Source organism: Rossellomorea sp. YZS02, assembly GCF_033963925.1.
In the GTDB taxonomy this organism is placed as follows: domain Bacteria; phylum Bacillota; class Bacilli; order Bacillales; family Bacillaceae_B; genus Rossellomorea.
Genome location: NZ_JAXBLY010000022.1, coordinates 17,280 through 41,833, shown reverse-complemented (window position 1 = coordinate 41,833; position 24,554 = coordinate 17,280). Strand labels below are relative to the sequence as shown.

The window sequence follows — 24,554 nt, the reverse complement described above, 5'->3', positions numbered from 1 at the left end:
TTGACAATGAGAATCATTTTCAATTAAACTTTGTAATTGAAAATGATTCTCATCAAAAGGAGGAATAGATATGACTTTATCTACTGGGTGCCATTCAGAACAAGATGAGTACAATAGGATTCAAAAACTAGCTAATGAAAAACTAAAACAATCAGAAACTCGTATCCTCAATAAATTAATGCAGGCCATGATACGGGAAGGACTCATTCAATACACCTATGAAACCACAGAAGAAAATGTAAAGCTCATCTACATCACACCAGTGAAAAACGTCAAGATCACCGTACCGATAGAAAATTCCTACTTCCTTGGACAGTTGGATATCGGAGGGAGAATTACTGTTAAAAAAGAAGGGTCTATTACCCAAATACATACACCGACACAGTTAATCAAAGAACTTTTCCCTAAAGTAGATTCCCGACAATTAGAACTTCTTATAAATGAACTGGAGGACAGTGTGAAAAATGACGCATTGGCATTAGCGGCAGAGGAGCTGCAGAAGGACCTTTACTCAGGTATAGGGACATTTGAGTACCTGCACCGACAGTCTTCGAACCCTGAGTTCAGTCCGCTTGTTTTCCTGGAGCAATCGGTCATTGAAGGCCACACACTCCATCCATGTTCGAAAACCAGGCTGGGATTAACAGGGGAAGAAGTGATGAAATATGCTCCAGAATGGAAGGGAGAGGTAAACGTCCACCCTGTCGCCATTCATAAAGATATTTCGTCATTCAGCACTGTAAAAGGTGGACCGACCATGACAGAGATTTTATTGAAAGAATATCCTGCCATTGAAATTGGAATGAAGAGACAATTCAAAGAGTTACAGAAAGATCTAAAAGACTACGAAATCATCCCAGTCCACCCTTGGCAATTCGAGCATATTGTAAAGTGTTATTTTAAGGAAGAGTTGATACAGGGACTGCTTATTCCAATTGACATGACCATCCCTTCACAGCCGCTCATTTCGTTTCGTTCTTTAGCACCCCATAACCGGAGACATCACCATTTGAAGACAGCATTAAATGTTCAAATGACCAGTGCAAAGAGAATCGTTTCTCCTACATCGGTATGGAATGGTCCTATAATCTCGGAACTGTTGAATATCGTTTGTATTCACGATCCGGAAATTAAGGAGAAGATACATTTTTTATCAGAATGTGGCGGGGGGCATTATCGTTCTCATCGGATAGAAACATCTATCAATCTAGAAAAAAACTTGTCCGCTCTTATCAGGGAAAATCCTGAAAAGAAACTGGAGAAAGGACAAATAGCTGTTCCAGGAGCCGCTCTAATTAACACTTCACCAGTGTCGGGAAAGGTACTTTCACTTGAAATCATTGAAAAATGGTCAATAGAAAGAAATGTTTCTGTGGAAGCAGCTGCAGTCCGTTTTATTCATGAGTACTCCAATACACTTATTCCGGGACTTATTCATTTAATCATAAAATATGGGGTCAGTCTGGAAGCCCATCTTCAAAATGCCATCATGATCTTTGAAAACGATTGTCCAAAAACATTGATGATTCGTGACAACGGAGGGATTAGAATATTAAAAAATCGCCTTCCAGTACAGTGCCAAGACGGAAGAATCAGTAATAAAACAAACTTACTTACTACAGAAGCTGTTGATCTATATAAAATGTTCTCACATGCAGTCCTGCACAACCATTTAGGAGAAATCATCGTAGGAATTATAAAGGATACCGGACTTTCCGAAGGACTTCTGTGGGAACAGGTTGCGGAAGTCATCCAATCTACAATTGATTCTATAAAAGAAGATGCAGCCCACTGCAAGAATGCATCTCAATTCGAACAGGAAATCTTCGGTCCTGTCACTTACTTAAAATCACTGATAAAGATGCGTCTTTCTAATGCATTTACGGAAAACGTATATATTAGCGCTCCCAATCCATTAACGCGAAAGGGGAATACTGATGAAGTTACTATCTGCAAAAATCAACTGGCTTGAAGATGAATTAAAATGTATGAGCTACCTGGAAGAAAGGCAACCGCATTTGGTTACACACTTTAAACAGAATATAAAAAAAGGACGACAGGCGATACTCCATAAATTGGCCGCTTCCCTCTTAAGAGAAAACGTAAACTCACTATACAGCGATTCTGTACAAATTAAGAAAATAGGATCTGTATATGTCACAAGTCTGTTAAAAGTGTACAAACAATGGGAGCCTTTCCTTCACCAGCTGCAGAATGTTGAATTAAAAGAAGGGATTTCATACAGAATGAAATCCTTCGGTGAGTATATGATCTTATTTCCCATTAAATCCGAACTCGCCTTTCAACGAGTCACACTAGAAGGAGACATCGTGTGGATATCACGTGAATCCCATCGTAGTATTCAAACGGCAAGTGAGCTAATGAACCTTCTGGGTCTGACTGAAGAAGGAAAGGCACTGGTTCGTGAACTTGACAATGGTACAGCAAATCAAACACTCAGCTACGCCGCAGAATCGCACTGGAAAGAGAAGCTTAGGGCGGACTCTCAATTATCCCACTATCATTCCACATTCCAGTACATCCAAAATATGAAGAAGGTAGAACCCGCGTGGAGTTCTCTCGCATTCTTCGAGCAGATGAGCGTTGAAGGTCACCATTTGCATCCCGGTTCAAAAACCAAAATGGGAATGAGTCCTGAAGATGTGGCTAAATATTCCCCGGAATTCAGGCAAACGTACAAAATTTGCTTTTTGGCGATCCGAAAAGAATGGATAGAATTCACCGAATCAGAACCGTATGTAATTGAAAAGACGTTTGAAGAAGTTATTCCGCGTTACCATGAATTCATGGAAGAGAACGATCTGGCTCCTGAACTGTTCCAACTCATGCCCGTTCATGAATGGCAATTTCATCATGCCTTATATAGTTTATACGAGAATGAAATTGAAAAGGGGATCATCGTACCTATTGATTCAATCAGCGTTGAATGTCATGCTACATCGTCCTTTCGAACAGTCATGCCCATTACACAATCCAATCGATTTGTGAAATTGGCCGTTAACAGTCAGATGACGTCCACGGTAAGGTCGATTTCCACTCAAACAGCTCTAAACAGCACCGTTTTCAGTACTTTAGTGGGTGAAGTGCTAAGCAATGAGGCAGAGTTATCAACCTTTTTACCACTAGATGAAATCGCCGGATACTCATTCATTTCAGATGACAGTGAACAAAAAAGAAATCTGACCGTGGTTGTAAGAGAAAACAGGGAGGATGAATTGAAAGAAGATGAGGTCATGATCACTGGGAATAGCTTGTATGCAACCTCTCCTTTTTCTGAAGATACGATTCTTGCCGAGCTTCTCACAGAATACTGCGCGAATCGTAACCTGACCATGGGAAAAGGCGCACGATTCTTCTTTAAGGACTATTTATCTGTCACACTTCCAGGCTATCTAACACTGCTAACAAAATATGGTGTTGCACTAGAAGGACATCTTCAGAATAGTATCCCTGTTTTTAAAAAAGGGAAGCCGGTTCGATTCTATTTCAGGGATTGGGGTGGGGCAAGAATTTACAAGAGGCGATTAGAAGAAAGAGGAATGTATCCGAAGTTTTACCCTGAAAGTATCACGTTGACTGAAAATAAGGAAGAAATGTATTCAAAAGCGCACTATACAATCTTCCAGAATCATTTAGGAGAGATTATCCGTCTACTTGTAGAAGCGTCAGGCGTATTTGAAGGGGAATTCTGGACGTTGGTCAAAGAGGCTTGTGACGACATTTTTTCCTCCCTGTCCCATGAAGTTCCAGTAAATGTGATAGAAGATCGTCAATTTTTATATCATAAAAAAGTAAACCACAAAGCATTGACGAAGATGAGATTGAGACCAAGCGCAGGCTATCTTTATGCTGATGTGGAAAATCCATTAGGAAAAGAAGCTGGTTTACATTGAATGATTATCCTGCTCAGCAACAGTTTGCACTGAAATCACCACCCTTTCGAAGATTTTTATACGGCAGTTTCTTCGTACGATGCTCGGACTGGATGGACTTGACCATTCTGAACTGGATTGTGTACGAGTGGACCCATTCACCACTATCCCTTGGGATCTTGAATGCGTGCAGGCTGATCCCTGTTTTCCTTTTTTCCTTGTATGCAGGTGGGGTGGCTGACAAATATAATCGAAGGCAATCTCTTCTCGTCATATACAGTGGAATGCTGGTATCGACTCTTTTTATTGCGTTCATCATCGGAGAGCAAGCGTCGTTCATATTATTATTATCCGCTATTACTGTCCGGTCCGTGTTAATGAGCTTTGAAGTGCCGATCAGAAATGCCTGGTTGGCAGACCTCGTACCAGGGAGTATGCTCGGGAGCGCCATAACCCTGCAAACAACCAGTATCAATGTGGCCAGGATGGTTGGACCGGCATTTGCCGGAGTACTTTTGGGATATTTTGCTGCCAGTAACATCATGCTGTGGGTATCAGCAGGTACATTATTGGTCATATTTACCCTATTGACGGTTCCCGGTGACCAAGAAAATACAGAGCAGGGAAAAAAGCGTGAGAGTAAGTCCATAAAAGACACCATTCAATACATAATTGGCCAACCTGGCATTCTCGCTGTCTTACTCGTGGCCATCGCCCCCATGATATTCGGATTCCCTTATACGACCATGCTCCCTATTTTTTCTAAAGAGCTGATGAATCTTGGTTCTGCCGGGTTTGGTTTCTTGCTTTCCATATCATCTTTAGGGGCGATTACAGCAACAGGACTCCTTGCATTTCGGCAACCGGTCATGGGAGGAAGATGGCTTATAGTATCAACTTTGGCTTTTGGGACAAGCCTTGTCCTTTTTACCACCTTTAGCGGATTTTATTTAGCATCAGCAGGACTCATGTTTCTTATAGGATTCACCAGTCAGTATTACCGGACATTGAGCAGGATCATGATCCAAATAAAGGTGGATGGGGAATATAGAGGCAGGGTCTTGAGCATCGCCCTCATGGACCGTGGCTACATTCCCCTTGGGTCCCTTTTTATTGGCTGGATTGCAAGCTCATTTGATGCATATGTTGCCGGACTTTCAATGGGACTGGGGACAATTCTGTTTACCATCCTCATCGTCCGCAGTAATCGATATTTGTGGAAGGAGTAAAGTATGATTTCTAAAACTGTCATGGCCTTTCTTCCTTCGCTTCTGAAGATAAGGAAGAAAGAGCCGATTTGTGCCTATATTTATGATATACATGCATTAAAAAATCATGTTCAGCACATTAGGGAGACGTTGCCGGGATACTGCTCCCTGTATTATGCTGTTAAAGCGAATCCCGACCCATCCATTCTTCAGGCACTGGAGAAGGACATCGATGGATTTGATACAGCTTCTGAAGGGGAAATTGTAAAGGTCTTGAGTCTGTCAGATAAGCCTATTATCTTTGGGGCACCTGCCAAAAAGGATAAGGAGTTGGAGTATCTTTCTAAGGGGAAACTTCAGACCGTGAATATCGAGAGCGAAAGAGATATGCAGAGGCTAAATCGGTTGGGTTCAATGGAAGGAAAGAAGCTTTCAGTGCTCATTCGTGTAAACAGCACCTATCATGTGGCAAACAGTTCACACCGAATGACAGGTGTGCCTACACAGTTTGGAATTGAAGAAGATGTGATTCCAACTCTATTGAGGAAGCTTGTAGAATACCCTTATCTTGAAGTAAAAGGATTTCACTTTCATGCGATGAGTAATAACCTGGATGCCCTTGATCACCTGAAATTCATCTCATTTTGCAGAGATAGGATGTTAGGGTGGAAGGCCCAGTTTTCACTAACTTCTGCCACTACATTAAATGCAGGCGGAGGCATAGGGGTAAACTATCATCAACCGGAGAATCCATTTGATTGGGAAACGTTCTCCAGTGGGTTGTATCAAATGGAAGATACATTTACTCATGAGGGGCTGCGACTGATACTGGAGCTTGGGCGTTATATGGTAGCTCACTGCGGATATTATGTGGCAGAAGTAATGGATATTAAGAAAAATCACGGAGAGCATTTTGCCTTGATAAGAGGAGGGACACATCATTTACGCCTTCCGGCCGCGTGGAAAATGTCCCACCCTCATACGATTTATCCCGTGGAGAAGTGGTTTGACGAACCACTTCCGCGACCAGGGATCAAGGGAAAGAATGTAACGGTTGCCGGGGAATTGTGTACTCCCAATGACATTTTGATTCGACAGGCGTATGTCGAAAGATTATGTGCAGGGGACCTGATCATTTTTCCGATGGCCGGAGCGTATGGATGGACCATTTCACATCATGATTTCCTGTCTCACTCACATCCTGCCTTTCATTACCTGGATTCATCCTTGGAAAGAAGAGATTTCCAGAATTAAGGTAAGTTAATTTGAAACTTATTCCAACTTTCATTCGTATATATAGTAAAGGTGAATTTTCCTAAAGACAGGAGTGAGTAGAATGCTGTGGTGGATCATAGGCATTGCTGTTGGATTTGGAATCATAAGCGGAATTCTCAGACGTAAATTTTCTCAGAATACATTCGAAGCAGGAAATCAACATGAAAGACAGCTCCAGGAAGAAGAGCGCGTAAAGGCGAGCAGCTGGTTTCATGGAGGTCAATAGGAGAACATGCCAGGGAGTATTCCTGGCATGTTTTTTTTATAAATAATATGGGATGAATCTAAGTTTAAAGCCCTCTTAATTTGGATCATATGGTAAAATAAGCTAATGCGAAACAGTAAAAAAGAGGGATAAAATGATCAATTCGGAACAGGATATTATCAATTTAGTGAAAAATGATGCTTGGATGATGAGCATCGTTGAAGCCGCCAAAACCTTACATCTGCCGGACTGGTGGGTCTGTGCCGGTTTTGTTAGGTCAAAGGTGTGGGATACAATGCATGGATATTCAAATAACACACACTTACCGGATATAGATGTCGTATATTATGATCCTTACAATGTTGACGAAGATATTGAAAAGCTTCTTGAATCAAGATTGAACAGGTTGAAACCAACAGAACCCTGGTCTGTAAAAAACCAGGCAAGGATGCATATTCTTAATGGAGAAGCCCCATATAAATCTACTATTGATGCGGTATCCCGTTTTCCAGAAACAGCTACATCAATTGCAATGAAACTAAACGAGGAAGATGAACTTATTCTGGCTGCACCATGGGGGCTGGAAGATCTACTGGCACTTAGAATAATGCCCACACCTCCTTTCAAAGAAAAAGAAACGTTAGCCGCCATTTATGAACGAAGGTTGCGGGAAAAGGAATGGAATAAAAAATGGCCCAAAGTGATCATATATGGAATCAATGGGGAACGGTTGAATGATAGTGAAAGGTAAAATGACTATTTTGAAAGGAGACGGGATGAAGAAGATTATACTATCTGAGATAGTTTTGATTTGCGCATTGATGATTTTAGTCTTTTTCAGCGGTGTCACATTCGGGCTGATTTTTATAGCTATCTTATCACAAGTCGGTATGATGATCATGGTATTACACACAGCTTATAAAAACACAGGGAATAAACGTTATAAAATGGCAAGTCGAACCATTTACACCGTGTTCCTTCTATTTATTCTATCCTTTAGTATTATTGAAGCCATTCTCTTGAAAACAGCCTTCCAATCACATCACATAAAGGAAGATGCGCCAGATGCCGTCATCATTCTTGGGGCGGGGTTGAAGGGGAGAGAGCTCTCCAATACATTGAGGGAAAGATTGGACAAGGGAGCCGATTTGCTTGAAATCCATGAAAATGTCCCGGTCGTCGTTTCGGGTGGACAGGGTCCCGGTGAGTCGATCCCTGAAGCGGAAGCAATGGGTTCATACCTGATAGCCCGGGGCATAAAGGAAGATCGTATACTTTATGACAAAACATCAACCACTACTTATGAAAATCTCAGGAATGCCAAGCTCATTCTAAAACAAGAGGGGCTACACAATAAAAAACTCGTCATCGTCACAAGCGATTACCACATCTTTCGTGCGCAGAAAATCGGTGATGAACTAAGCATGAACTGTACCGGACTGGGCAGTCAATCCCCCCTGTACATAACAACCAACTACATGATAAGAGAATACTTTGCGGTAGTGAACATGATGCTGGATTGAGGGACGGACCTTAATCCGACGTCATCAATCAGAGGAAAACCCTTGATATTACACGTTTTTTATTCTGAATATTAGCATTTTTTGAGGTCCGTCCCTCAAAAGGGAGGAGCAGGTTATGTCAATTAGGTATTGGTCACAATTGGGTGTTGGGTTGATTGTACTGGTTTTTTCGTCTATGGTTTCCTGGTATGAGGGGAGTGCATTACTTGAAGACCCGTGGGAATGGAGGTATTCGGCTCCGATCAGTGAATGGATGCACGGCAGCGTTGGTGGATCCAATGATATATCAGATCTTGACTTCTTTATATATGCTGCTAAGTTTTCACCACTTTTTCCAGCTTTTATGATCATAAGCGCCAGCTATTTAATTGTTTTGATCGGGATCCGGATATTTAGCAGAACTGGAATCCGTATCTTGCTGGTCCTTTTTGGATTGATTGAACTTGGGTTATCATTCACACTTTCTACATCTCCCACAGCAGGTGGAAATCTATTAACCTGGTTGTTTCTTTCGGTTGGTCTACTAATGATCATACTATCTGGTATCATTCACTTATTACCACTGCACAGAGATAAACATTTCTCACACCAGTGACAGTTATGAGATGCATATTTTTATTATATATAAAAACCGTAACGTTTAACTGTACGGTTTTATTAAAATAAAGTATACTACTCTAGAGGTGATAACTTGGGAATGTGTATCGAATAGGCGAGCTATCCAAACTAAGCAAAGTGTCCAAGCGGACCATTGATTATTATACGAAAATGGGTCTATTAAAATGCGACCGATCAAACAATAATTATCGTTATTATCATGAAGAGACTTTGAATGACTTGAAGCTGATTGAACAGTGTCAAAAGATGAATATGACCCTGCATGAAATCAAAGATCGTATTATACTCCTGAAATCCAAACAGGTGGATCAATCCGTCCTTGAAAAGCAGGTCAAACATATACGAAATGAAATGAAGCATTTGCATAATGAATTGCATGAAGTGTTACAGGCAATGGAAACATTGGGGGCAGAGGACCGCAAGCGAGTATTGAAACAGGTCTCCCCCCAGGCCTTGGCCTTATTCCAGACCCTAATGGTTTTTTCTGGTTAATCCAGCATAATAGATAAACAACTACAGGAGAGTGACTTTTTTTTGGACGATATACCACTGAATTCATTAGTATTATTAGGAGCATTGATCCTTTTATCTGCCTTTTTCTCATCGGCGGAAACGGCATACTCAAGTGTCAACAAGATCAGACTTAAGAACTTTGTAAGTGAAGGAAGAAGAGGAAGCATCAAAGCACATTATATTGCTGAGAACTTTGATAAAGCTCTGTCAACGATATTGGTTGGGAACAACATCGTGAACATCGCTGCAGCAAGTATTTCAGCCAAGCTTGCAACTGATATTTTCGGAGGGAACACGGGACTTGTCATCAGTACATTCGTCATGACGCTGTTAATTCTGATTTTCGGTGAGATCCTCCCGAAGTCATTGGCAAAAGAAAACGCTGAAACCTACTCCCTGACCATATCCGGTGTGCTTTTCTTCTTAATAAAGGTCCTCACACCGATCAATTTCTTCTTTATCAAATTGAAGGAGTTGGTATCGAAGTTCTTCTCGAAGGATCACGAGATGCCGTCAGTCACAGAGGAAGAGTTAAAAGTAATGCTTGATATTAGTGAAGAAGAAGGAGTCATTGATAAAGAAGAACGGGAATTGATTCACCGCTCCATGGACTTTGATGAGATCCTTGCAACCGAGGTACTGACGCCGCGAATCGACGTCAAGGCCGTGGAAGTGAACCAACCGATTGAAGAAATCAAAGAAATGTTCTTTGAAGAACGCTTTTCACGGATTCCGGTTTATGAGGATCATATCGATAATATTATTGGAATCCTCTCGGAAAAAGAGTTCTTTACTCACTTGATTAAGTTTGGTGAAGTGAACATCCGGGAATTGATTCGTGAGCCGATGTTTATATTTGAATCTGTTAAAATCTCATCTCTTCTTACTAAGCTTCAAAAAAACAACGTGCACATGGCGATTGTGGTGGATGAGTTTGGTGGAACTACCGGAATCATCACCCTTGAAGACATACTGGAAGAGATTGTAGGTGAGATCTGGGATGAGCAAGATGAGAAAACTCATTCCATGAAGAAAATCAGTGACAATGAATATAGATTCGATTCCCAATATCAATTGGATGAATTTACAGAGTTACTCGATGTACCAGAGCCTGAAAGTTCTTATCATACGCTTGGTGGATGGGTCGTTGAAAGCTTTGAAGACCTTCCATCAGAAGGTGACAGCTTCGATTATGAAAACTTAAAGGTGAGCGTTGAAGAGGTGGATAACCGCCGGGTACGGACTATTAAAGTTGAAATTCTAGATGAAAAAACCGGAGACCTGGTTTAATATACTCATAAAATGACAGGCTTAGACGCCTGTTATTTTTTTACTTAAAACGAGAGGGGGAGCTTTAACATGCATCCAGAAGAAACGAGAGAGGCCCTTTTAAAAGAACTTGAAATCGTCAATAAATGGGCTGATGACCAAAAGGGTTTGTGGTTCTGGGAAAGACTGGGCAGGATTCCATTTATGATCCTTGATCGGATCACTCCCCAAATGGTACATAATAAAATCGGGCAAGCACTGGATGAAATAGGGAGTTACATACAAAAAGGCGGGAGTCACCTGACAAATGAGAAGGAAGTATTGAACCGATATCTCAATAAAACAGGAGATCTGGATTTGACAGTGAATAAAATTAATACCCTGCCACTCACATATATGGATGAAGTGAGCGAAGGAATTGTGCATAGGAGAAAAAAGGTTGCGATGACTCAGGGAGCGACGACAGGTATCGGTGGATTTCTTACATTAAGTATCGACATCCCATTCATTTTGGGAATATCACTTAAAACACTTCAAGAAATAGCCTTGTGTTACGGGTATGACCCGAATGATCAAGAAGAGCGCATTTTCATCATCAAATGCCTCCAATTCGTTTCATCGGATATCGTAGGTAAACAAGCCATCCTACATGAACTCGAGGATTTCAACGGGGAGAATAGCGATAAAAGAGAGCAAACCCTGTCCCAGCTGCAGGGATGGCGGGAAGTAATGATCAGCTTCCGTGACAACTTTGGTTGGAAAAAACTCTTTCAAATGATTCCCATTGCCGGAATCCTGTTCGGATCCTTCATCAACAAATCCATGATTACAGACATAGGAGAAACCGGCCGCATGCTCTACCGTAAAAGAAGGATCCTCACAAAGCTGGAAGAGGGACGGACCTCAAATTAACCATACCTTATTCACGCAGAATTCAGGTTTGACGCAGGTTTTCATTCAATTATAGAGAGTAATCAGAGGTCCGTCCCTCTCTATGACTCAGCTACATTTCTATCGGATGACAAAGAAAAAGGGACCTCCAATTGGAGATCCCTTTTCTTTATTCTTCTTCAGCCTTATCTTTATTAAACCAAAGTGGATCATCATTATCCACTTCGCCGTTATAATTAATAAGCAGTTCTTCTCCGGCTTGAATGTCTTTATAGGCATAAAAGTCGAATGTATGATTATCAAAATTGATTTCATAAACGGTATTCGGCGTATATGAATGGTTAAACAGCATTCCATATCCTAATAAGAGTGCTGTGTGATTGATTCCATATTCGAATACATAATCCGCGAGGAATGTTTTCTCGATATGTTCATGTTCCTCATTGGGGTATGGGATGACCGGTGCTTCATGAACCAGTTCCCCTTTGGCTATATCCCTTTTTGCAAATACTCCACGATTAAGATCTCCGTCGCTGAGAGACGATAGTTTCACTTCGATCATTATGCCACCTACTTTCTAAATCCTTGACTTAGCTAAGCTTGACACGAACCGGAAAGAAAAGCAACACTAAATCTTTTACATCATGATGTTTGAGGATTAACTGTTTACAAAAGATTACCAAAAAAATCCTGAATGCTGCGGGCACTTCTTACAAACCAGCTGGCTTTTTTCACTGATTCGGCAGCATAAACATCCAACTTGTAAGGTACTTTCTTCTGATCGAAGATGTATTCTGCATCTTCCCCGGGTTCGATGATCAACTGCCCGATTTTCTCTCCTTTTTCGATAGGTGCTTTAAGGGAGCCATCTTTGTTGACTTTCGTATCATCAAGCTCCAGTGCTGTTTTCACCTTATCTTTCTCCTGATCTGAAAGGCGGATGGAGAGAGGCTTGTCTATCTTTATGGACACCGTTTGATCCTTGCCGTTTGGAACCGGAAGTGTGTGGTCCTTTTTCGTTTCGATGTCATCCAAACTATAGGTTATGCTCTTAAATTCTTTGAAACCATAGTCGAGGAGTTCCCTCGATTGAATGAATCGCTCTGCACTGCTCGGTTGCCCGAACTCATCCTTCGCATCCAGAATGACGGAAATATAGCGGACCCCGTTTCGTTCCGCCGTACCTGTGAAGGTTGAACCAGCGAAGGGGGTCGTGCCTGTTTTCAGTCCGTCAGCTCCTTTATAATAGTAAGACTTTCCTTTTAATAGACCATTTGTATTCTTCATGACCAGTTCTTCACTCGTACCAGGCCTGAATACTTTAGAGGAGAGACTGGATGTTTCCAAAACTTCCGGAAAATCATGGATGAGGTAGTAAGCAAGTGTAGCCATATCTTCTGCTGAAACCATATTTTCATCATCTTCACCCGTACCTTCTGGGTACATGCCCAGCATGTCGTAGTTGCTGAGACCGGAAGCATTGACAAATTGATAATGTTCAAAGCCGAGTTCCTTCGCCTTAGCATTCATCAATTTAACAAATTTACCTTCTGATCCTGCCACCACTTCTGATAGTGCGATGGCTGCACCATTTCCGGATTTTATGACCATTGCATCATATAGTTCTCTCACTGTGTACTCTTCATCAGCCCTTAAGGGGACGTTGCTCAATCCCGGGGCATTGGCTAATTGATATACTTTATCGCTTACTTTATACGTTTGATCCCACTTTATCTTTCCTTCGTCAATCGCTTCTAACACCAGGTATTCCGTCATCATTTTCGTCATGCTGGCAATACCCAGCGGCTTATCTTCATGTTCGCTATAAACAATCTTTCCTGTATCTGCTTCAACTAATATAGCAGCATCCGCCTGAATATCCAAAGTTGATTTACCATGCGCCGTTTGCTGAAAAGGCGTCACAGCCATGAATGATATCAACAAAACCGACAGGCTTTGCTTTACCGTTTTCTTATTCAAACCACAAACCTCCAAAAAACCAATTTTACACAACCACATCATTTTACCACACAAACCTGGAATACACCCCAAATCACTTGAACCGTTTCAAATCGTTCATATTATTGTAAAAAACTGTGGTGCCCTTATTATTAGGGACGGACCTTCCATACACCAATGGAGTTTACCATAATCTAATGTAAGAAGGTCCGTCCCTCAAGTGCTGGAAAATAATTCTTGTGTGAGTTCTATCAATCTGGTAAAATCATGTAAATTAACCGTTGGGAGGGGATAGAGAGATGATCACATATCCATTGCTTAAGAGGGATTCAACTGTGGGAGTTACGGCACCTTCGTCAGGTGTGCCTCATGAGCTGCACGAATTACTGAAGCAAGCCATGAGGAGAATGGAAGAAAAGGGATACGGTATAGAGTGTGGTGAAACCGTCTGGAAGCAGCACAAGGCAAAGTCTGCCCCCGCAGACGAGAGAGCAGCCGAATTAAATCGCATGCTCCAGGACGACTCGATTTCGCTCATCGCTCCGCCATGGGGAGGAGAACTCCTCATAGAAATTCTCGAGTTAATCGATTATGAACAAATCAAGCCTAAGTGGGTGCTTGGATATTCCGATATCAGTGCCCTCTTACTTGCCATTACTTTAAAGACAGGGATTGCCACTGCACACGGGACCAACCTCATCGATTTAAGAGGAGAGGATACGGATCCTACGACGAAGAAATGGGAAAATGTCCTTTCGACAAAAAAAGACTCTTCTGTAACCCAATTTTCATCTCAGAAGTTTCAAAAAGAATGGAAGCATGATCAGCCTTCACCATATGTATTTCATTTAACGGACACTACGGTCTGGAAGACCATAAGAGATGAGGATGTCGAAATGAATGGCCGATTCCTCGGAGGCTGTATCGATGTGATAAGAAACCTTATCGGTACTCCATACGGAGATGTGACTTCTTTCAGAAAGAAACATATCGTAGATGAACCTATCATTTGGTATTTTGAAAACTGTGAGATCAATTCGGCTGATTTACGCCGCACTCTTGTACAGATGAAACTTGCTGGATGGTTGGACCATTCTTCCGGGCTGCTATTTGGGAGAAGTGCCGCTAATACTCCAGTGAATGACTACACAGCAGAAGATGTTTACCAAGAACTTGAAAACGAATTCCAAATACCAGTTGTATATGATATCGACTGCGGACATCAGCCTCCTCAAATCACTTTCATTAATGGGGCATATGGGGAAGTGGAAGTGAAGGATGGAAAAGGCCGGATTACACAAACCTTTAAATAATCCAACCTTCACACTGTTCTATAGCTGATTGAGTGACATTACCAAACACGTACAGCACAAACCGATCAAAGGATATTACACTCATACAATCGAATAGGAATAGGGGAAATGATAAACAAAGGAGTTACTAATTCATTGAAAGCAAATATCATGACCATTCGGGGGAAGGGTCTTCATGTTGAAACATACGGGTCAACATTAAACCCTGCACTATTATATTTACACGGAGGACCGGGGGAGAGCTGTTATGATTTCTCCTTTCATCAGCGTGAGAGACTGAGTAAGGATTTATTTCTTGTTGCCATCGACCAACGGGGGGGCTGTCGTTCCGAAGCCATTCAGTAAAAAGAATCCTTTGGCTTTTGGGATCTTGTTGAAGACTGTGAAGCTCTTAGGATCGAGTTGGGTATAAAGCGATGGTCTTTGCTTGGGCATTCATTCGGTGGTTTTCTTGCCCTCGCTTACGCATCCCTGTATCCGGACTCCATCGAGAGGATCATCTTTGAATGTCCTACTTTTGACTTTACACTGACTTCCAAGGGACTTCTCAGGAAGACGCCCTATTTGTTCGGTAAGCATAATCAGCCTGACCTACAAGCGAAAGCGATGCATTTGGTGGAAGAGGATCTTTCTCCGAGGAAATTCACTGAAATCTATATGCAGCTTAGTGACAAACTTGGTGAAAATCGAATGGAGATCTATACACATAATTTTAATAATCTTACAGACTACTATTCTACTTATTCAGATGAAGAGTGGGACACATTCTACGACCGTTCTGATTTTCACTACCAACTTCTTAGAGAAGAAGGCAAGATTTTCTCGAACTTCCTGGGAAAAATACAACATATCGAAAATCCCATGCTCCTCATAACAGGAGAATATGATCCTGTCACATGTGACGAGCACATAAAAACTTTTTAAAGGGACGCCCAAAACGGAACAGTGATCCATTTTAATAAAAGTGGTCACACTCCTCACTACGAGGAAGCGGACCGCTTTTCTGAAGTGGTGAAAAAATTCCTGAAGGTTAAAAGCCCCACAAATAAATGATAAGGAGAAATAAACATGTTTACATACAAACTAAATGACAAACTTGAATTAAGGTTATTGGATATCCAGGATGCAGATCGTCTTTTTGAACTGACAGATGGATCGCGATCATATTTACGAGAATGGCTCCCTTGGGTCGATTACTCTAAGACACCGGAAGATTCAAAGGAATTCATTAAGGCTACCCGAAAAGGCTTTGCAGATAATAAGAGTTTGACAACAGCCATCGTTTACGAAAAAGAAATTGTAGGTATAGCTGGTTTCAATGAATTGAATTGGGCCAACAAAGTTGCATATATTGGTTATTGGCTTGGTGAGGGTTATCAGGGGAACGGGATTATGACGACCGTTGCAAAAGGATTGACGAATTACGCATTCGACTATTATAAAATGAATAAAGTTGAAATAGCCGCTGCAGAATTCAACCACAGGAGCCGAGCAATACCCGAAAGGCTGGGCTTTACTGAAGAAGGGAAACTGAGGCAGAGAGAGTGGCTTTATGATCATTATGTAGATCATGTTGTTTATGGCATGCTGGCCGATGAATGGACTAAGAAGTGACTCAGCCATACAGGCAAGGAGTAGACGATCTGGTTTTATGGGTGGAAGATATCAAAGAGAAAAACGGAAGCTCAGCTTCAGCGCTCTATATTCTCAAGGATAATCGGGTAGTATTGGAACACTACAGCGGAAAGCACTCTCACGAAAAGAACGCAAGGTACGTGCGGGCGGATTCACAATTCAATGTGGCATCTGCCCGGAAAAGTTATTTAGCACTCGCCATTTCCATAGCTTTGTATGATAAACATATACATACTTTAGACGATCCGATTTTGAAATATATGCCGGAGCTGGATACCAACCTGGTAAAGGATGTTACCATCCGCCACCTTGTAACCCATTCTCACGGTCTTGATGTGGATATACACGGACATTTGTTTCGAGAATTCAAAGCAGGAACATATTGGGCTTATCGAAACATCGGGGTCGATATCATGACTGAATTGATTCATCGAATATATGGGAAGGGTTTCCCACAGCTATTGGAAGAGAGAGTATTTTCAAAGATAGGTTTGAAAGAAACCGGCTGGAGGACAAGTGCTGATGAAAGACTTGTGAACATTATAGGGAAAAAAGATGAGCCACCGCTTTCAGGACTTGGAACATCAAATGATGGGAAGGATAAGAATCTATTCGTTAGCCCTCGTGAATTTGCCCTTTGGGGACAACTGCATCTTGAAAGAGGCAGGGTGAACGGAGAACAGGTTGTTCCAGCTGAAATAATCGAGATGTGTACCTCTGTACAGAACGAAGAATACAGAAATGCTTCCCTCCCAGATAACGGGCTTTTCTGGTTTGTGCAGGGAATTCCAAGGTTATCAAGTGAATTAGGTGAGCGTGTACCACGGGGCTCTTATCAGATACTCGGTGTCACCGGCCCAACCCTCCTTGTTCTTCCATCATCAAACGTTGTCGTGGTGAAGATGTATAATAAACGTTACAACTACGGCGGAGAGAACTATCTTGATTATTTAAGAGAGTTCAGCAACAAAGTATCTGATCTATTCTGCTGATCTACATCTCATTTGGTAATATTTTTCCATATGAACGGGTACACTATGACTTATAAATGGTCTCGTACTCTGGGGGGATCCCATGTTTCATATTGTCGTTATGTTATCGATCTTTCTATGTTCCTTGAAATGGGGATCTTGGAGCAGGTGGAGGGAATTCCTTCCTACTATCTATTATTTTGGGTTTTTCAATTTGTTTTATCAATATCTCAGTTATACGGTAAAAGCTGTGTGGGAACTAAACGGATTTTTTATCAATATGTTTGTGACCGATACGCTCTATACAATGGTGGCATATCCTTGCCTCGTCGTTCTATTCCTGAGTCATTACCCGGAAGAATGGAGAATCAAGATCGTTTATTATTTGAAATACATAGGTGTTGCCATATTAATTGAATGGGCAGCCTTTCAGACCGATTCAATTGAGTATTTTGAAGGGTGGAACCTGTGGTGGACTGTACTTTTCTATTGTATTATGTTTCCGTTGCTCCGTCTCCATCATAAAAACCCTATCCGGGCATTGATACTATCAGTATTAGTAATTGTTTTTCTTCTAAACAGTTTTGATTATCAAGTATGGTGAAAAAACGGTGGACCTTCAGTTGAAGACCCACCGTTTTTTTACAAGGCTGTTTTTGTAACCGTTGTTGGCTGTAGCGAGTGGCGGTTGATTTCCGCTACAGGTGCTCGACTCCTGCACCACACCCTATAAGACAGAGCATTCGCAAATCTTCGTATGTATATGAATAGCAACACTCTTTGCTAAAACAGCCTTTTACAATGAAAGAACTTAGATGGAAGGCTATAAAAACAATACCATCAACTCTTCATCAAAATATTCCCCATTTTGTTTCAATGCTCTCTTTTCTGTACCATATGGCTTGAACCCACAAGAATGGTAAAGTCCCCTTGCTGTTTGATTGGTCGTAACCACGGTGATCAATAGCTGTTCGATTCCATTTGTTTTCTTTGCAAGGTTGACAGCCGCTTCCATCAATCCCCTGGCCAATCCTTTCCCCCTGTGCGAAGGGGTAACATACATAGCGTAGATGGAAGCTTTATGATTCATTTTTAGTCCCTCTTCCCGGACCATTGTTACTGTCCCTACCAGTTGATTCCCTGAGAAGCAGCCAAATGTAAAGCTACCTTCATAAGAAAGTCTTTCGGCTATCCTCTCAATTGGATTCTTGCGTTTCAATGCCTCTTCATAACTGCTGCCAAAGCTTTCAGGGCTCTGTTTTAGCATTTCAAGCCTAAGGCTCCAATAGTCCTCAGCATGAGTTTCGTTTAATAATATGATTTCCAATATTTTCTGACCTTCCTTCCATTACATGATATGATAAAGGGAAACTATTATTTTCTTTATTCAACAGGATTCGACACCTCCAAAGAAAATACCTTTAAAATAATGACGATCGGAGGAACTCTCATGAACGATTGCCTTGGCTGCAAGCTTGCCAATGGGGAAGAGAAAGTATACACCGTTTACGAAGATGAGCATGTCATCTGCTTGTTGGATCATGCTCCACATCACCCGGGGCATACACTGATCCTTCCTAAGAAACATAGGGTGGAGGTAAACGAAATGGAGCCAGAAGTGAGCCTCTCGATAATCAAGGCCTCACAACTCGTATCGACAGCCATTCATGACTTATATCATCCAAATGGAGTGACAATCTGCCAGAATGGGGGAATATACAATGAATTGACTCATTATCATATGCATGTCATACCACGAAATGAAGAAGCAGACCGATTTGGTGAATTATTCTTTGGTAATGCCGAGATCGAAGAACCATTCGAAACACTGGAAGAAACGTTGAAAAAAATGAAAATTCACATCAATAGAATACTGGAATAGGAGAATTCAGAATGACCCTACATAAAGACTTTGAAGATAAAGTAAAAAAATATGCCGAGCTTGCCATCAAGGTCGGAGTAAACGTACAAGCCGATCAACCCCTTTGGATCTCTGCACCGCTCGGAACAGAAGATTTTGTGCGTATCGTTGTGAAAGAAGCCTATCTTGCCGGGGCAAGAAATGTACATGTCCAATGGTACGATGAGGAAATTATGAGAACCCATTATGAACTGGCACCAGAAGATGTCTTCTATGAATATCCAAGCTGGCTGGCTACTGCTCATGAATGGGTGGTGGACGTTAAAGGAGCGTTTCTGCAAATAGAAGCTAATGACCCGGATCTCCTAAAAGGAATCGAACCTGACCGAATCCTTAATTACGAGAAAGCCAGTGGAGATGCCCTCGATCGGTTTTATGAAGCGATCGAAAAGGACGAAATCAGCTGGTCGATCGTCGCCATCCCTTCTGAGAAATGGGCTGATAAAGTATTTCCGGAACTACCGCAGCCTGATAGAGTCCCACGTCTGTGGGAAAGGATTTTCACATCGGTTCGAATCGACCAACCGGATCCCATTTCCGCTTGGAAAACCCATATTCAAACCCTTTCAGATAAAGCGGCCCAACTCAATTCCCTATGTCTTCGGAGCCTTCATTATTCTGATATAGGGACGGACCTTTCAATCGAGCTGCATGAGGATCACATCTGGCTTACCGGTGCAAGTAAGACACCTCTGGGTACCAATTTCATAGCCAATATGCCGACAGAAGAGGTGTATACCGTGCCTGTGAGAACGGGTGTGAATGGAATGGTCACCAGCACCAAACCACTCGCCTACAATGGAAATGTGATTGAAGGCTTCACACTTACGTTTGTTGACGGGAAAATTACAGATGTGTCGGCTGAAGAAGGGGAAGAAATCTTAAAGAAATTAATCGATACCGATGAGGGGGCAGCCTACCTGGGTGAAGTGGCGCTAGTTCCCCATCAATCACCGATCTCAAACTCAGGTGTTCTTTTTTTCAATACCCTATTTGATGAGAATGCATCAAATCATTTAGCGATCGGATCTTCTTACCCTACTTGCATTAAGGATGGGAACATCCTATCCGACGAGGAACGGGAGGAAAAGGGACTTAATGAAAGTGTGGTGCATGAAGACTTTATGATCGGTTCAGAAAGCATGGATATTGATGGAATTTGCCGGGATGGAAGAAAAATACCTATTTTCCGAAAAGGAAATTGGGCCATATAGATAGACATGAAAGGTGAATGCTGAATATACGATAAACAATCTGTATTTAGTCTGAATGATTGCACTGTGAAAAAGTTGCTTTATACCCTGAATAATGAAAGTCCCTGTCATTTATCGTGACGGGGACTTTCATTATTCTATATTCTATACAAAAATGGAAAAATCAGGTTTACCCTCCGAAAAAATGAGGTAAATTGGAAATGATTCAATTATATGTAAATAATACTTCAGATGAAATTCCTACTGAGAGAAGGAGAGATGTCATTATGCATTGGTACTTAGAAGCCTTTAGGAAGTACGCAGATTTTACTGGAAGGGCGAGAAGAAAGGAATTTTGGATATTTTCACTCTTTAATTTTATTATCATGTTCGTTCTGAGTTTTACAGCAAATATTATTGACTCCACTGGTACCATTTTTTTAGTCGTATACGTTATTTATTCATTAGCTGTCATTGTACCCTCTTTGGCTGTCACTGTACGGCGGCTCCATGATACAGGAAGAAGCGGTGCTTGGTACTTCATTGTTTTCGTTCCAATAGCAGGACCTATTGTACTCCTGGTCTTTATGTGCTTTGACAGTGATCATGGCAGCAATGAATACGGACCTACTCCTAAGCATTTTGAAAATGTCACGGTCACGACTTAGGTCCAAAACACGGAGAACCTACCATGTAGGTTCTCTTTCTTCATTTCACTAAACTTAAATTCTGCTAACTTCCCCTACTGTAATTACATATTGTGGTAAAATCTATATATACATCTTTGAAACCATGCCAATGCAACTATGGTATAATTTCTCCTTGTGAAAAACCATACTTAGAATATGTACTAAGGAGTGAAAGAAAGTGAGTTTTGAAGGTCAAAGGATTCTGCCAGCCATACGATCCATGAAGGATTTTGATAAAATGCTCGAAACCTCTTTCCAATACGGGGTGTTTCTTGATCTTCATGTCGGAATGCTGAAAAGCGTATTTGAATATGCCCGTAAAGAGAATCGCAAAATGTTTTTACATCTGGATCTCATTCATGGTCTCGCAAGTGATGAATATGCCGCTGAATATGTCTGCCAGGAGATCAAGCCCTATGGGATCATATCCACAAAAGGAAACGTAATAAAAAAAGCAAGGCAAAAAGGAGTCTTTGCCACACAGCGGATGTTTGTCATAGATTCCAGTGCCATGAATCGCAGCATTGAACTAATTCAGAAAACGGATCCGGATTTCATAGAAGTACTCCCCGGGGTCGTCCCTAAGATCATAAAAGAGATCGGCAACAAAACCGGTAAACCCATCTTTGCAGGCGGTCTGATTGACACGGTGGAAGAAGTGGAAGCTGCCCTTGACGCAGGAGCTACGGCTATCACAACGTCGGACCGTGTCCTATGGAAACATTTTGACAGATAAATAAATCATGAAAATCCATTGACACCGCTTTCATAATGGAGTAACATAATTCACAAGTTAATACGTTGTGAAAGAGACGAAGAGACTCACGTGAAGTGCCTGTACCATTGGGCATATTCCGTGAGTCTTTTTGTTTTTAATCCAACTTGTTCTGTTTTTAGCTTCCAAAGGTATATGTTGCGATTATATCCTGCAAATATAGGGTAAACGTGCTGAAAAGCCTCGATCCAGCATTGCTGCACATGGATGCGGTTCGTGACAACTGCCGCAGACGTATTTTTCAGATGTCACTTAAAACAGGACTATATCAAAGTGAAACGAGGGATGTTACATGAACGCATTTTTAGGAGAAGTGGTTGGTACAGCGCTGCTGATAATTTTTGGTGCCGGGGTTTGTGCCAATGTGAATTTGAAGAAGTCATTTGCTTATAACGCCGGGTGGATCGTCATTACATTCGGATGGGGATTAGGTGTGGCCATGAGTGTGTATGCCGTCGGGAAGTTCAGCGGCGCTCATTTAAATCCAGCTGTCACATTGGGTCTTGCCTTTAACGGTGATTTCCCATGGAATGATGTACCGAAATACATCCTTGCTCAAATGATCGGGGCAATTATAGGGGCATCCATCACATATTTACACTTTCTGCCTCATTGGCACGCAACAAAGGATCCAGGTGTTAAATTAGGCGTTTTCGCTACAGGTCCTGCCATACCACATTATTTTTCAAATTTATTGAGTGAAATCATTGGAACTTTTGTGTTGGTAGTAGGATTATTATCTATAGGGGCGAATACCTTTACAGACGGATTAAATCCATTTATTGTCGGTTTCCTTATTATCGCAATCGGGATCTCACTTGGTGGGACTACCGGCTACGCCATCAATCCAGCCCGTGATCTTGGACCGCGTATTGCACACTTCCTGCTTCCGATTCCTGGAAAGGGACCATCAAACTGGGGGTATTCATGGATTCCGGTAGTCGGCCCGGTACTCGGTGGATCATTCGGTGGAGTATTTTATAAAGCGATCTTCATTGGACAAGTCACTGCAAGCTTCTGGATCGTTCTGATCATCACACTTGCCGTCCTTGGACTTGCTTATGCAAGTGACAGAAAGACAAGTTTAGCAAAAAAAGTGCATCAATTATCAACCGAAAATTAATCTTTGGAGGGATTATCAATGGAAAAATTCATTTTATCTTTGGATCAAGGAACAACAAGCTCAAGAGCGATTCTTTTCAATAAAAAAGGGGAAATCGTTCATACTGCACAAAAGGAGTTTACACAGTATTTTCCGAAACCGGGCTGGGTGGAACACAGCGCAAATGAAATTTGGGGATCTATCCTGGCCGTTATTGCAAGCGTTTTATCTGAATCCAGTGTAAAACCTGACCAGATTGAGGGGATAGGTATTACAAATCAGCGTGAAACGACTGTTGTATGGGATAAAGAGACCGGTGATCCGGTTTATAATGCGATTGTGTGGCAGTCCCGGCAAACAGCCGGGATCTGCGAAGAATTAAAATCTCAAGGATTGAACGAAACTTTTCGTGATAAAACAGGATTACTGATTGATGCTTATTTCTCAGGTACGAAGGTAAAATGGATCCTCGATAATGTTGAAGGTGCCAAAGAGAAAGCGGAAGAAGGCAAGCTGCTGTTTGGAACGATCGACACCTGGCTGATTTGGAAAATGTCAGGAGGAACCGCACACGTGACGGATTATTCCAACGCTTCCCGTACTCTTATGTACAATATCCATGATTTGAAATGGGATGAAGAGCTTCTTAATATTCTTGGAGTACCGGCAAGTATGCTTCCAGAGGTCCGTCCCTCATCTGAAGTGTACGGGAAAACGGTCCCGTATCATTTCTTTGGAAGGGAGATCCCGATTGCGGGTGCAGCGGGGGATCAGCAGGCTGCGTTATTCGGACAGGCATGTTATGAGAAGGGAATGGCCAAGAACACGTACGGAACAGGTTGTTTCATGCTTATGAACACTGGTGAAAAGGCTGTTAAATCTGAAAATGGTCTATTAACGACCCTTGCATGGGGAATAGACGGGAAAGTGGAATATGCTCTTGAAGGAAGCATTTTCGTCGCCGGTTCCGCTATACAGTGGCTTCGCGATGGTTTGCGAATGCTGAAAGATGCTAAGGACAGCCAGGATTATGCAGAGAAAGTGGACTCAACCGATGGAGTATATGTCGTTCCAGCATTTGTAGGATTGGGTACTCCTTATTGGGATAGTGATGTACGAGGAGCTGTTTTTGGACTGACCCGCGGGACTTCAAAAGAACATTTTGTTAGAGCGACTCTCGAATCCCTTGCTTATCAAACAAAAGATGTGTTGACAGCGATGGAAGCAGATTCCGGGATTTCCCTCAAGAAACTCAGAGTCGACGGAGGGGCCGTCAAGAATGATTTCTTAATGCAATTCCAGAGTGATCTGTTATCTGTACCGGTCGAACGCCCAGTAGTTAATGAAACGACTGCTCTCGGTGCTGCTTACCTGGCAGGACTTGCCGTCGGTTTCTGGAAAGACCGCGAAGAAATCTCCAAGCAGTGGAATAAAGATAAACAATTCGAACCTGAAATGGACGCGAAAACTCAGGAAGAACTGTATGGTGGATGGAAGAAAGCAGTAAAAGCAGCTATGGCTTTCAAATAATAGAATCCTATGATATAATGATTACAAGTTAATAAACGGTTAGAGACCAAGAGAGACCGAGCATTCATTAT

At 41.9% G+C, this 24,554-nt stretch carries 24 protein-coding genes and 1 pseudogene; 22 read left to right on the top strand and 3 right to left on the bottom strand.

Features of this window, described 5'->3' with window-relative positions; translation table 11 throughout:
* Nucleotides 1-70: 70 nt before the first annotated feature.
* The 11 genes from SLH55_RS19245 to SLH55_RS19195 all read left to right on the top strand — a co-directional run bounded on the left by SLH55_RS19245 (nt 71) and on the right by SLH55_RS19195 (nt 11,416).
* Nucleotides 71-1,972 (top strand): IucA/IucC family protein, encoded by a 1,902-nt coding sequence (locus SLH55_RS19245; protein ID WP_320324260.1) that lies wholly within the window; start codon nt 71-73, stop codon nt 1,970-1,972.
* A complete protein-coding gene (locus SLH55_RS19240; RefSeq protein WP_219170104.1) occupies nt 1,938-3,914 on the top strand; it encodes an IucA/IucC family protein in 1,977 nt (658 codons plus the stop codon). The genes SLH55_RS19245 and SLH55_RS19240 overlap by 35 nt, the downstream gene beginning before the upstream one ends.
* Nucleotides 3,911-5,122, top strand: coding sequence for an MFS transporter (locus SLH55_RS19235; protein ID WP_320324259.1), 1,212 nt, complete (start codon nt 3,911-3,913; stop codon nt 5,120-5,122). Before SLH55_RS19240 ends, SLH55_RS19235 begins: the two co-directional genes overlap by 4 nt.
* Nucleotides 5,123-5,125: 3 nt before the next feature.
* A complete protein-coding gene (locus SLH55_RS19230; RefSeq protein ID WP_320324258.1) occupies nt 5,126-6,355 on the top strand; it encodes a type III PLP-dependent enzyme in 1,230 nt (409 codons plus the stop codon).
* Nucleotides 6,356-6,437: 82 nt separating this feature from the next.
* Nucleotides 6,438-6,602 (top strand): hypothetical protein, encoded by a 165-nt coding sequence (locus tag SLH55_RS19225; RefSeq protein ID WP_206848917.1) that lies wholly within the window; start codon nt 6,438-6,440, stop codon nt 6,600-6,602.
* Between the two features lie 133 nt (nt 6,603-6,735).
* A complete protein-coding gene (locus SLH55_RS19220) occupies nt 6,736-7,332 on the top strand; it encodes a nucleotidyltransferase family protein (RefSeq protein WP_320324257.1) in 597 nt (198 codons plus the stop codon).
* A 25-nt stretch (nt 7,333-7,357) separates the two neighbouring features.
* Nucleotides 7,358-8,104 (top strand): YdcF family protein, encoded by a 747-nt coding sequence (locus tag SLH55_RS19215; RefSeq protein WP_219170101.1) that lies wholly within the window; start codon nt 7,358-7,360, stop codon nt 8,102-8,104.
* Nucleotides 8,105-8,219: 115 nt separating this feature from the next.
* Nucleotides 8,220-8,699, top strand: coding sequence for a YjdJ family protein (locus tag SLH55_RS19210; protein ID WP_320324256.1), 480 nt, complete (start codon nt 8,220-8,222; stop codon nt 8,697-8,699).
* Nucleotides 8,700-8,803: 104 nt separating this feature from the next.
* Complete coding sequence (locus SLH55_RS19205; protein WP_219170097.1) at nt 8,804-9,214, top strand: MerR family transcriptional regulator; 411 nt, start codon at nt 8,804-8,806, stop codon at nt 9,212-9,214.
* A 42-nt stretch (nt 9,215-9,256) separates the two neighbouring features.
* Nucleotides 9,257-10,525 (top strand): hemolysin family protein, encoded by a 1,269-nt coding sequence (locus tag SLH55_RS19200; RefSeq protein WP_219170095.1) that lies wholly within the window; start codon nt 9,257-9,259, stop codon nt 10,523-10,525.
* A gap of 69 nt (nt 10,526-10,594) precedes the next feature.
* Nucleotides 10,595-11,416 carry an EcsC family protein gene (locus tag SLH55_RS19195; protein WP_219170094.1) on the top strand — a complete coding sequence of 274 codons (822 nt, stop codon included), beginning with the start codon at nt 10,595-10,597 and terminating at the stop codon, nt 11,414-11,416.
* Between the two features lie 148 nt (nt 11,417-11,564).
* Here SLH55_RS19195 and SLH55_RS19190 read toward each other — a convergent pair whose 3' ends face one another.
* Nucleotides 11,565-11,957: an SET domain-containing protein gene (locus SLH55_RS19190; RefSeq protein WP_219170093.1), complete on the bottom strand. Its 393-nt coding sequence runs from the start codon at nt 11,955-11,957 to the stop codon at nt 11,565-11,567.
* 104 nt (nt 11,958-12,061) lie between these two features.
* Entirely contained in the window at nt 12,062-13,375 is a 1,314-nt protein-coding gene (locus SLH55_RS19185; RefSeq protein ID WP_219170092.1) for a D-alanyl-D-alanine carboxypeptidase family protein, read from the bottom strand.
* Between the two features lie 278 nt (nt 13,376-13,653).
* On the opposite strand from SLH55_RS19185, the gene SLH55_RS19180 reads away from it, so the two are divergent.
* The 5 genes and pseudogenes from SLH55_RS19180 to SLH55_RS19160 all read left to right on the top strand — a co-directional run bounded on the left by SLH55_RS19180 (nt 13,654) and on the right by SLH55_RS19160 (nt 17,877).
* A complete protein-coding gene (locus SLH55_RS19180; protein WP_320324255.1) occupies nt 13,654-14,667 on the top strand; it encodes an LD-carboxypeptidase in 1,014 nt (337 codons plus the stop codon).
* Between the two features lie 150 nt (nt 14,668-14,817).
* A pseudogene (locus tag SLH55_RS19175) lies at nt 14,818-15,720 on the top strand (alpha/beta fold hydrolase).
* Between the two features lie 15 nt (nt 15,721-15,735).
* Nucleotides 15,736-16,281: a GNAT family protein gene (locus tag SLH55_RS19170; protein WP_320324254.1), complete on the top strand. Its 546-nt coding sequence runs from the start codon at nt 15,736-15,738 to the stop codon at nt 16,279-16,281.
* Nucleotides 16,278-17,294, top strand: a complete 1,017-nt coding sequence (locus SLH55_RS19165; protein WP_320324253.1) for a serine hydrolase domain-containing protein — start codon at nt 16,278-16,280, stop codon at nt 17,292-17,294. The genes SLH55_RS19170 and SLH55_RS19165 overlap by 4 nt, the downstream gene beginning before the upstream one ends.
* An 82-nt stretch (nt 17,295-17,376) precedes the next feature.
* Nucleotides 17,377-17,877: a CBO0543 family protein gene (locus tag SLH55_RS19160; RefSeq protein WP_219170086.1), complete on the top strand. Its 501-nt coding sequence runs from the start codon at nt 17,377-17,379 to the stop codon at nt 17,875-17,877.
* Between the two features lie 219 nt (nt 17,878-18,096).
* Here the strand turns inward: SLH55_RS19160 and SLH55_RS19155 are convergent, their stop codons facing one another.
* Nucleotides 18,097-18,600 (bottom strand): GNAT family N-acetyltransferase, encoded by a 504-nt coding sequence (locus SLH55_RS19155; protein WP_320324252.1) that lies wholly within the window; start codon nt 18,598-18,600, stop codon nt 18,097-18,099.
* A gap of 123 nt (nt 18,601-18,723) precedes the next feature.
* Between SLH55_RS19155 and SLH55_RS19150 the strand changes: the two genes are divergently transcribed.
* The 6 genes from SLH55_RS19150 (at nt 18,724) to glpK (ending at nt 24,483) form a co-directional block, all read left to right on the top strand.
* Nucleotides 18,724-19,155, top strand: coding sequence for an HIT family protein (locus tag SLH55_RS19150; RefSeq protein ID WP_219170083.1), 432 nt, complete (start codon nt 18,724-18,726; stop codon nt 19,153-19,155).
* Nucleotides 19,156-19,166: 11 nt separating this feature from the next.
* Nucleotides 19,167-20,408 carry an aminopeptidase gene (locus SLH55_RS19145; RefSeq protein WP_320324251.1) on the top strand — a complete coding sequence of 414 codons (1,242 nt, stop codon included), beginning with the start codon at nt 19,167-19,169 and terminating at the stop codon, nt 20,406-20,408.
* Nucleotides 20,409-20,674: 266 nt separating this feature from the next.
* A complete protein-coding gene (locus tag SLH55_RS19140) occupies nt 20,675-21,055 on the top strand; it encodes a DUF805 domain-containing protein (RefSeq protein WP_320324293.1) in 381 nt (126 codons plus the stop codon).
* A 199-nt stretch (nt 21,056-21,254) separates the two neighbouring features.
* Nucleotides 21,255-21,812 (top strand): glycerol-3-phosphate responsive antiterminator, encoded by a 558-nt coding sequence (locus SLH55_RS19135; RefSeq protein WP_219170079.1) that lies wholly within the window; start codon nt 21,255-21,257, stop codon nt 21,810-21,812.
* 331 nt (nt 21,813-22,143) lie between these two features.
* Nucleotides 22,144-22,974 carry an MIP/aquaporin family protein gene (locus tag SLH55_RS19130; protein WP_219170078.1) on the top strand — a complete coding sequence of 277 codons (831 nt, stop codon included), beginning with the start codon at nt 22,144-22,146 and terminating at the stop codon, nt 22,972-22,974.
* Nucleotides 22,975-22,992: 18 nt separating this feature from the next.
* Nucleotides 22,993-24,483 (top strand): glycerol kinase GlpK, encoded by a 1,491-nt coding sequence (glpK, locus tag SLH55_RS19125; RefSeq protein ID WP_226674627.1) that lies wholly within the window; start codon nt 22,993-22,995, stop codon nt 24,481-24,483.
* The last annotated feature ends 71 nt before the right edge of the window (nt 24,484-24,554 follow it).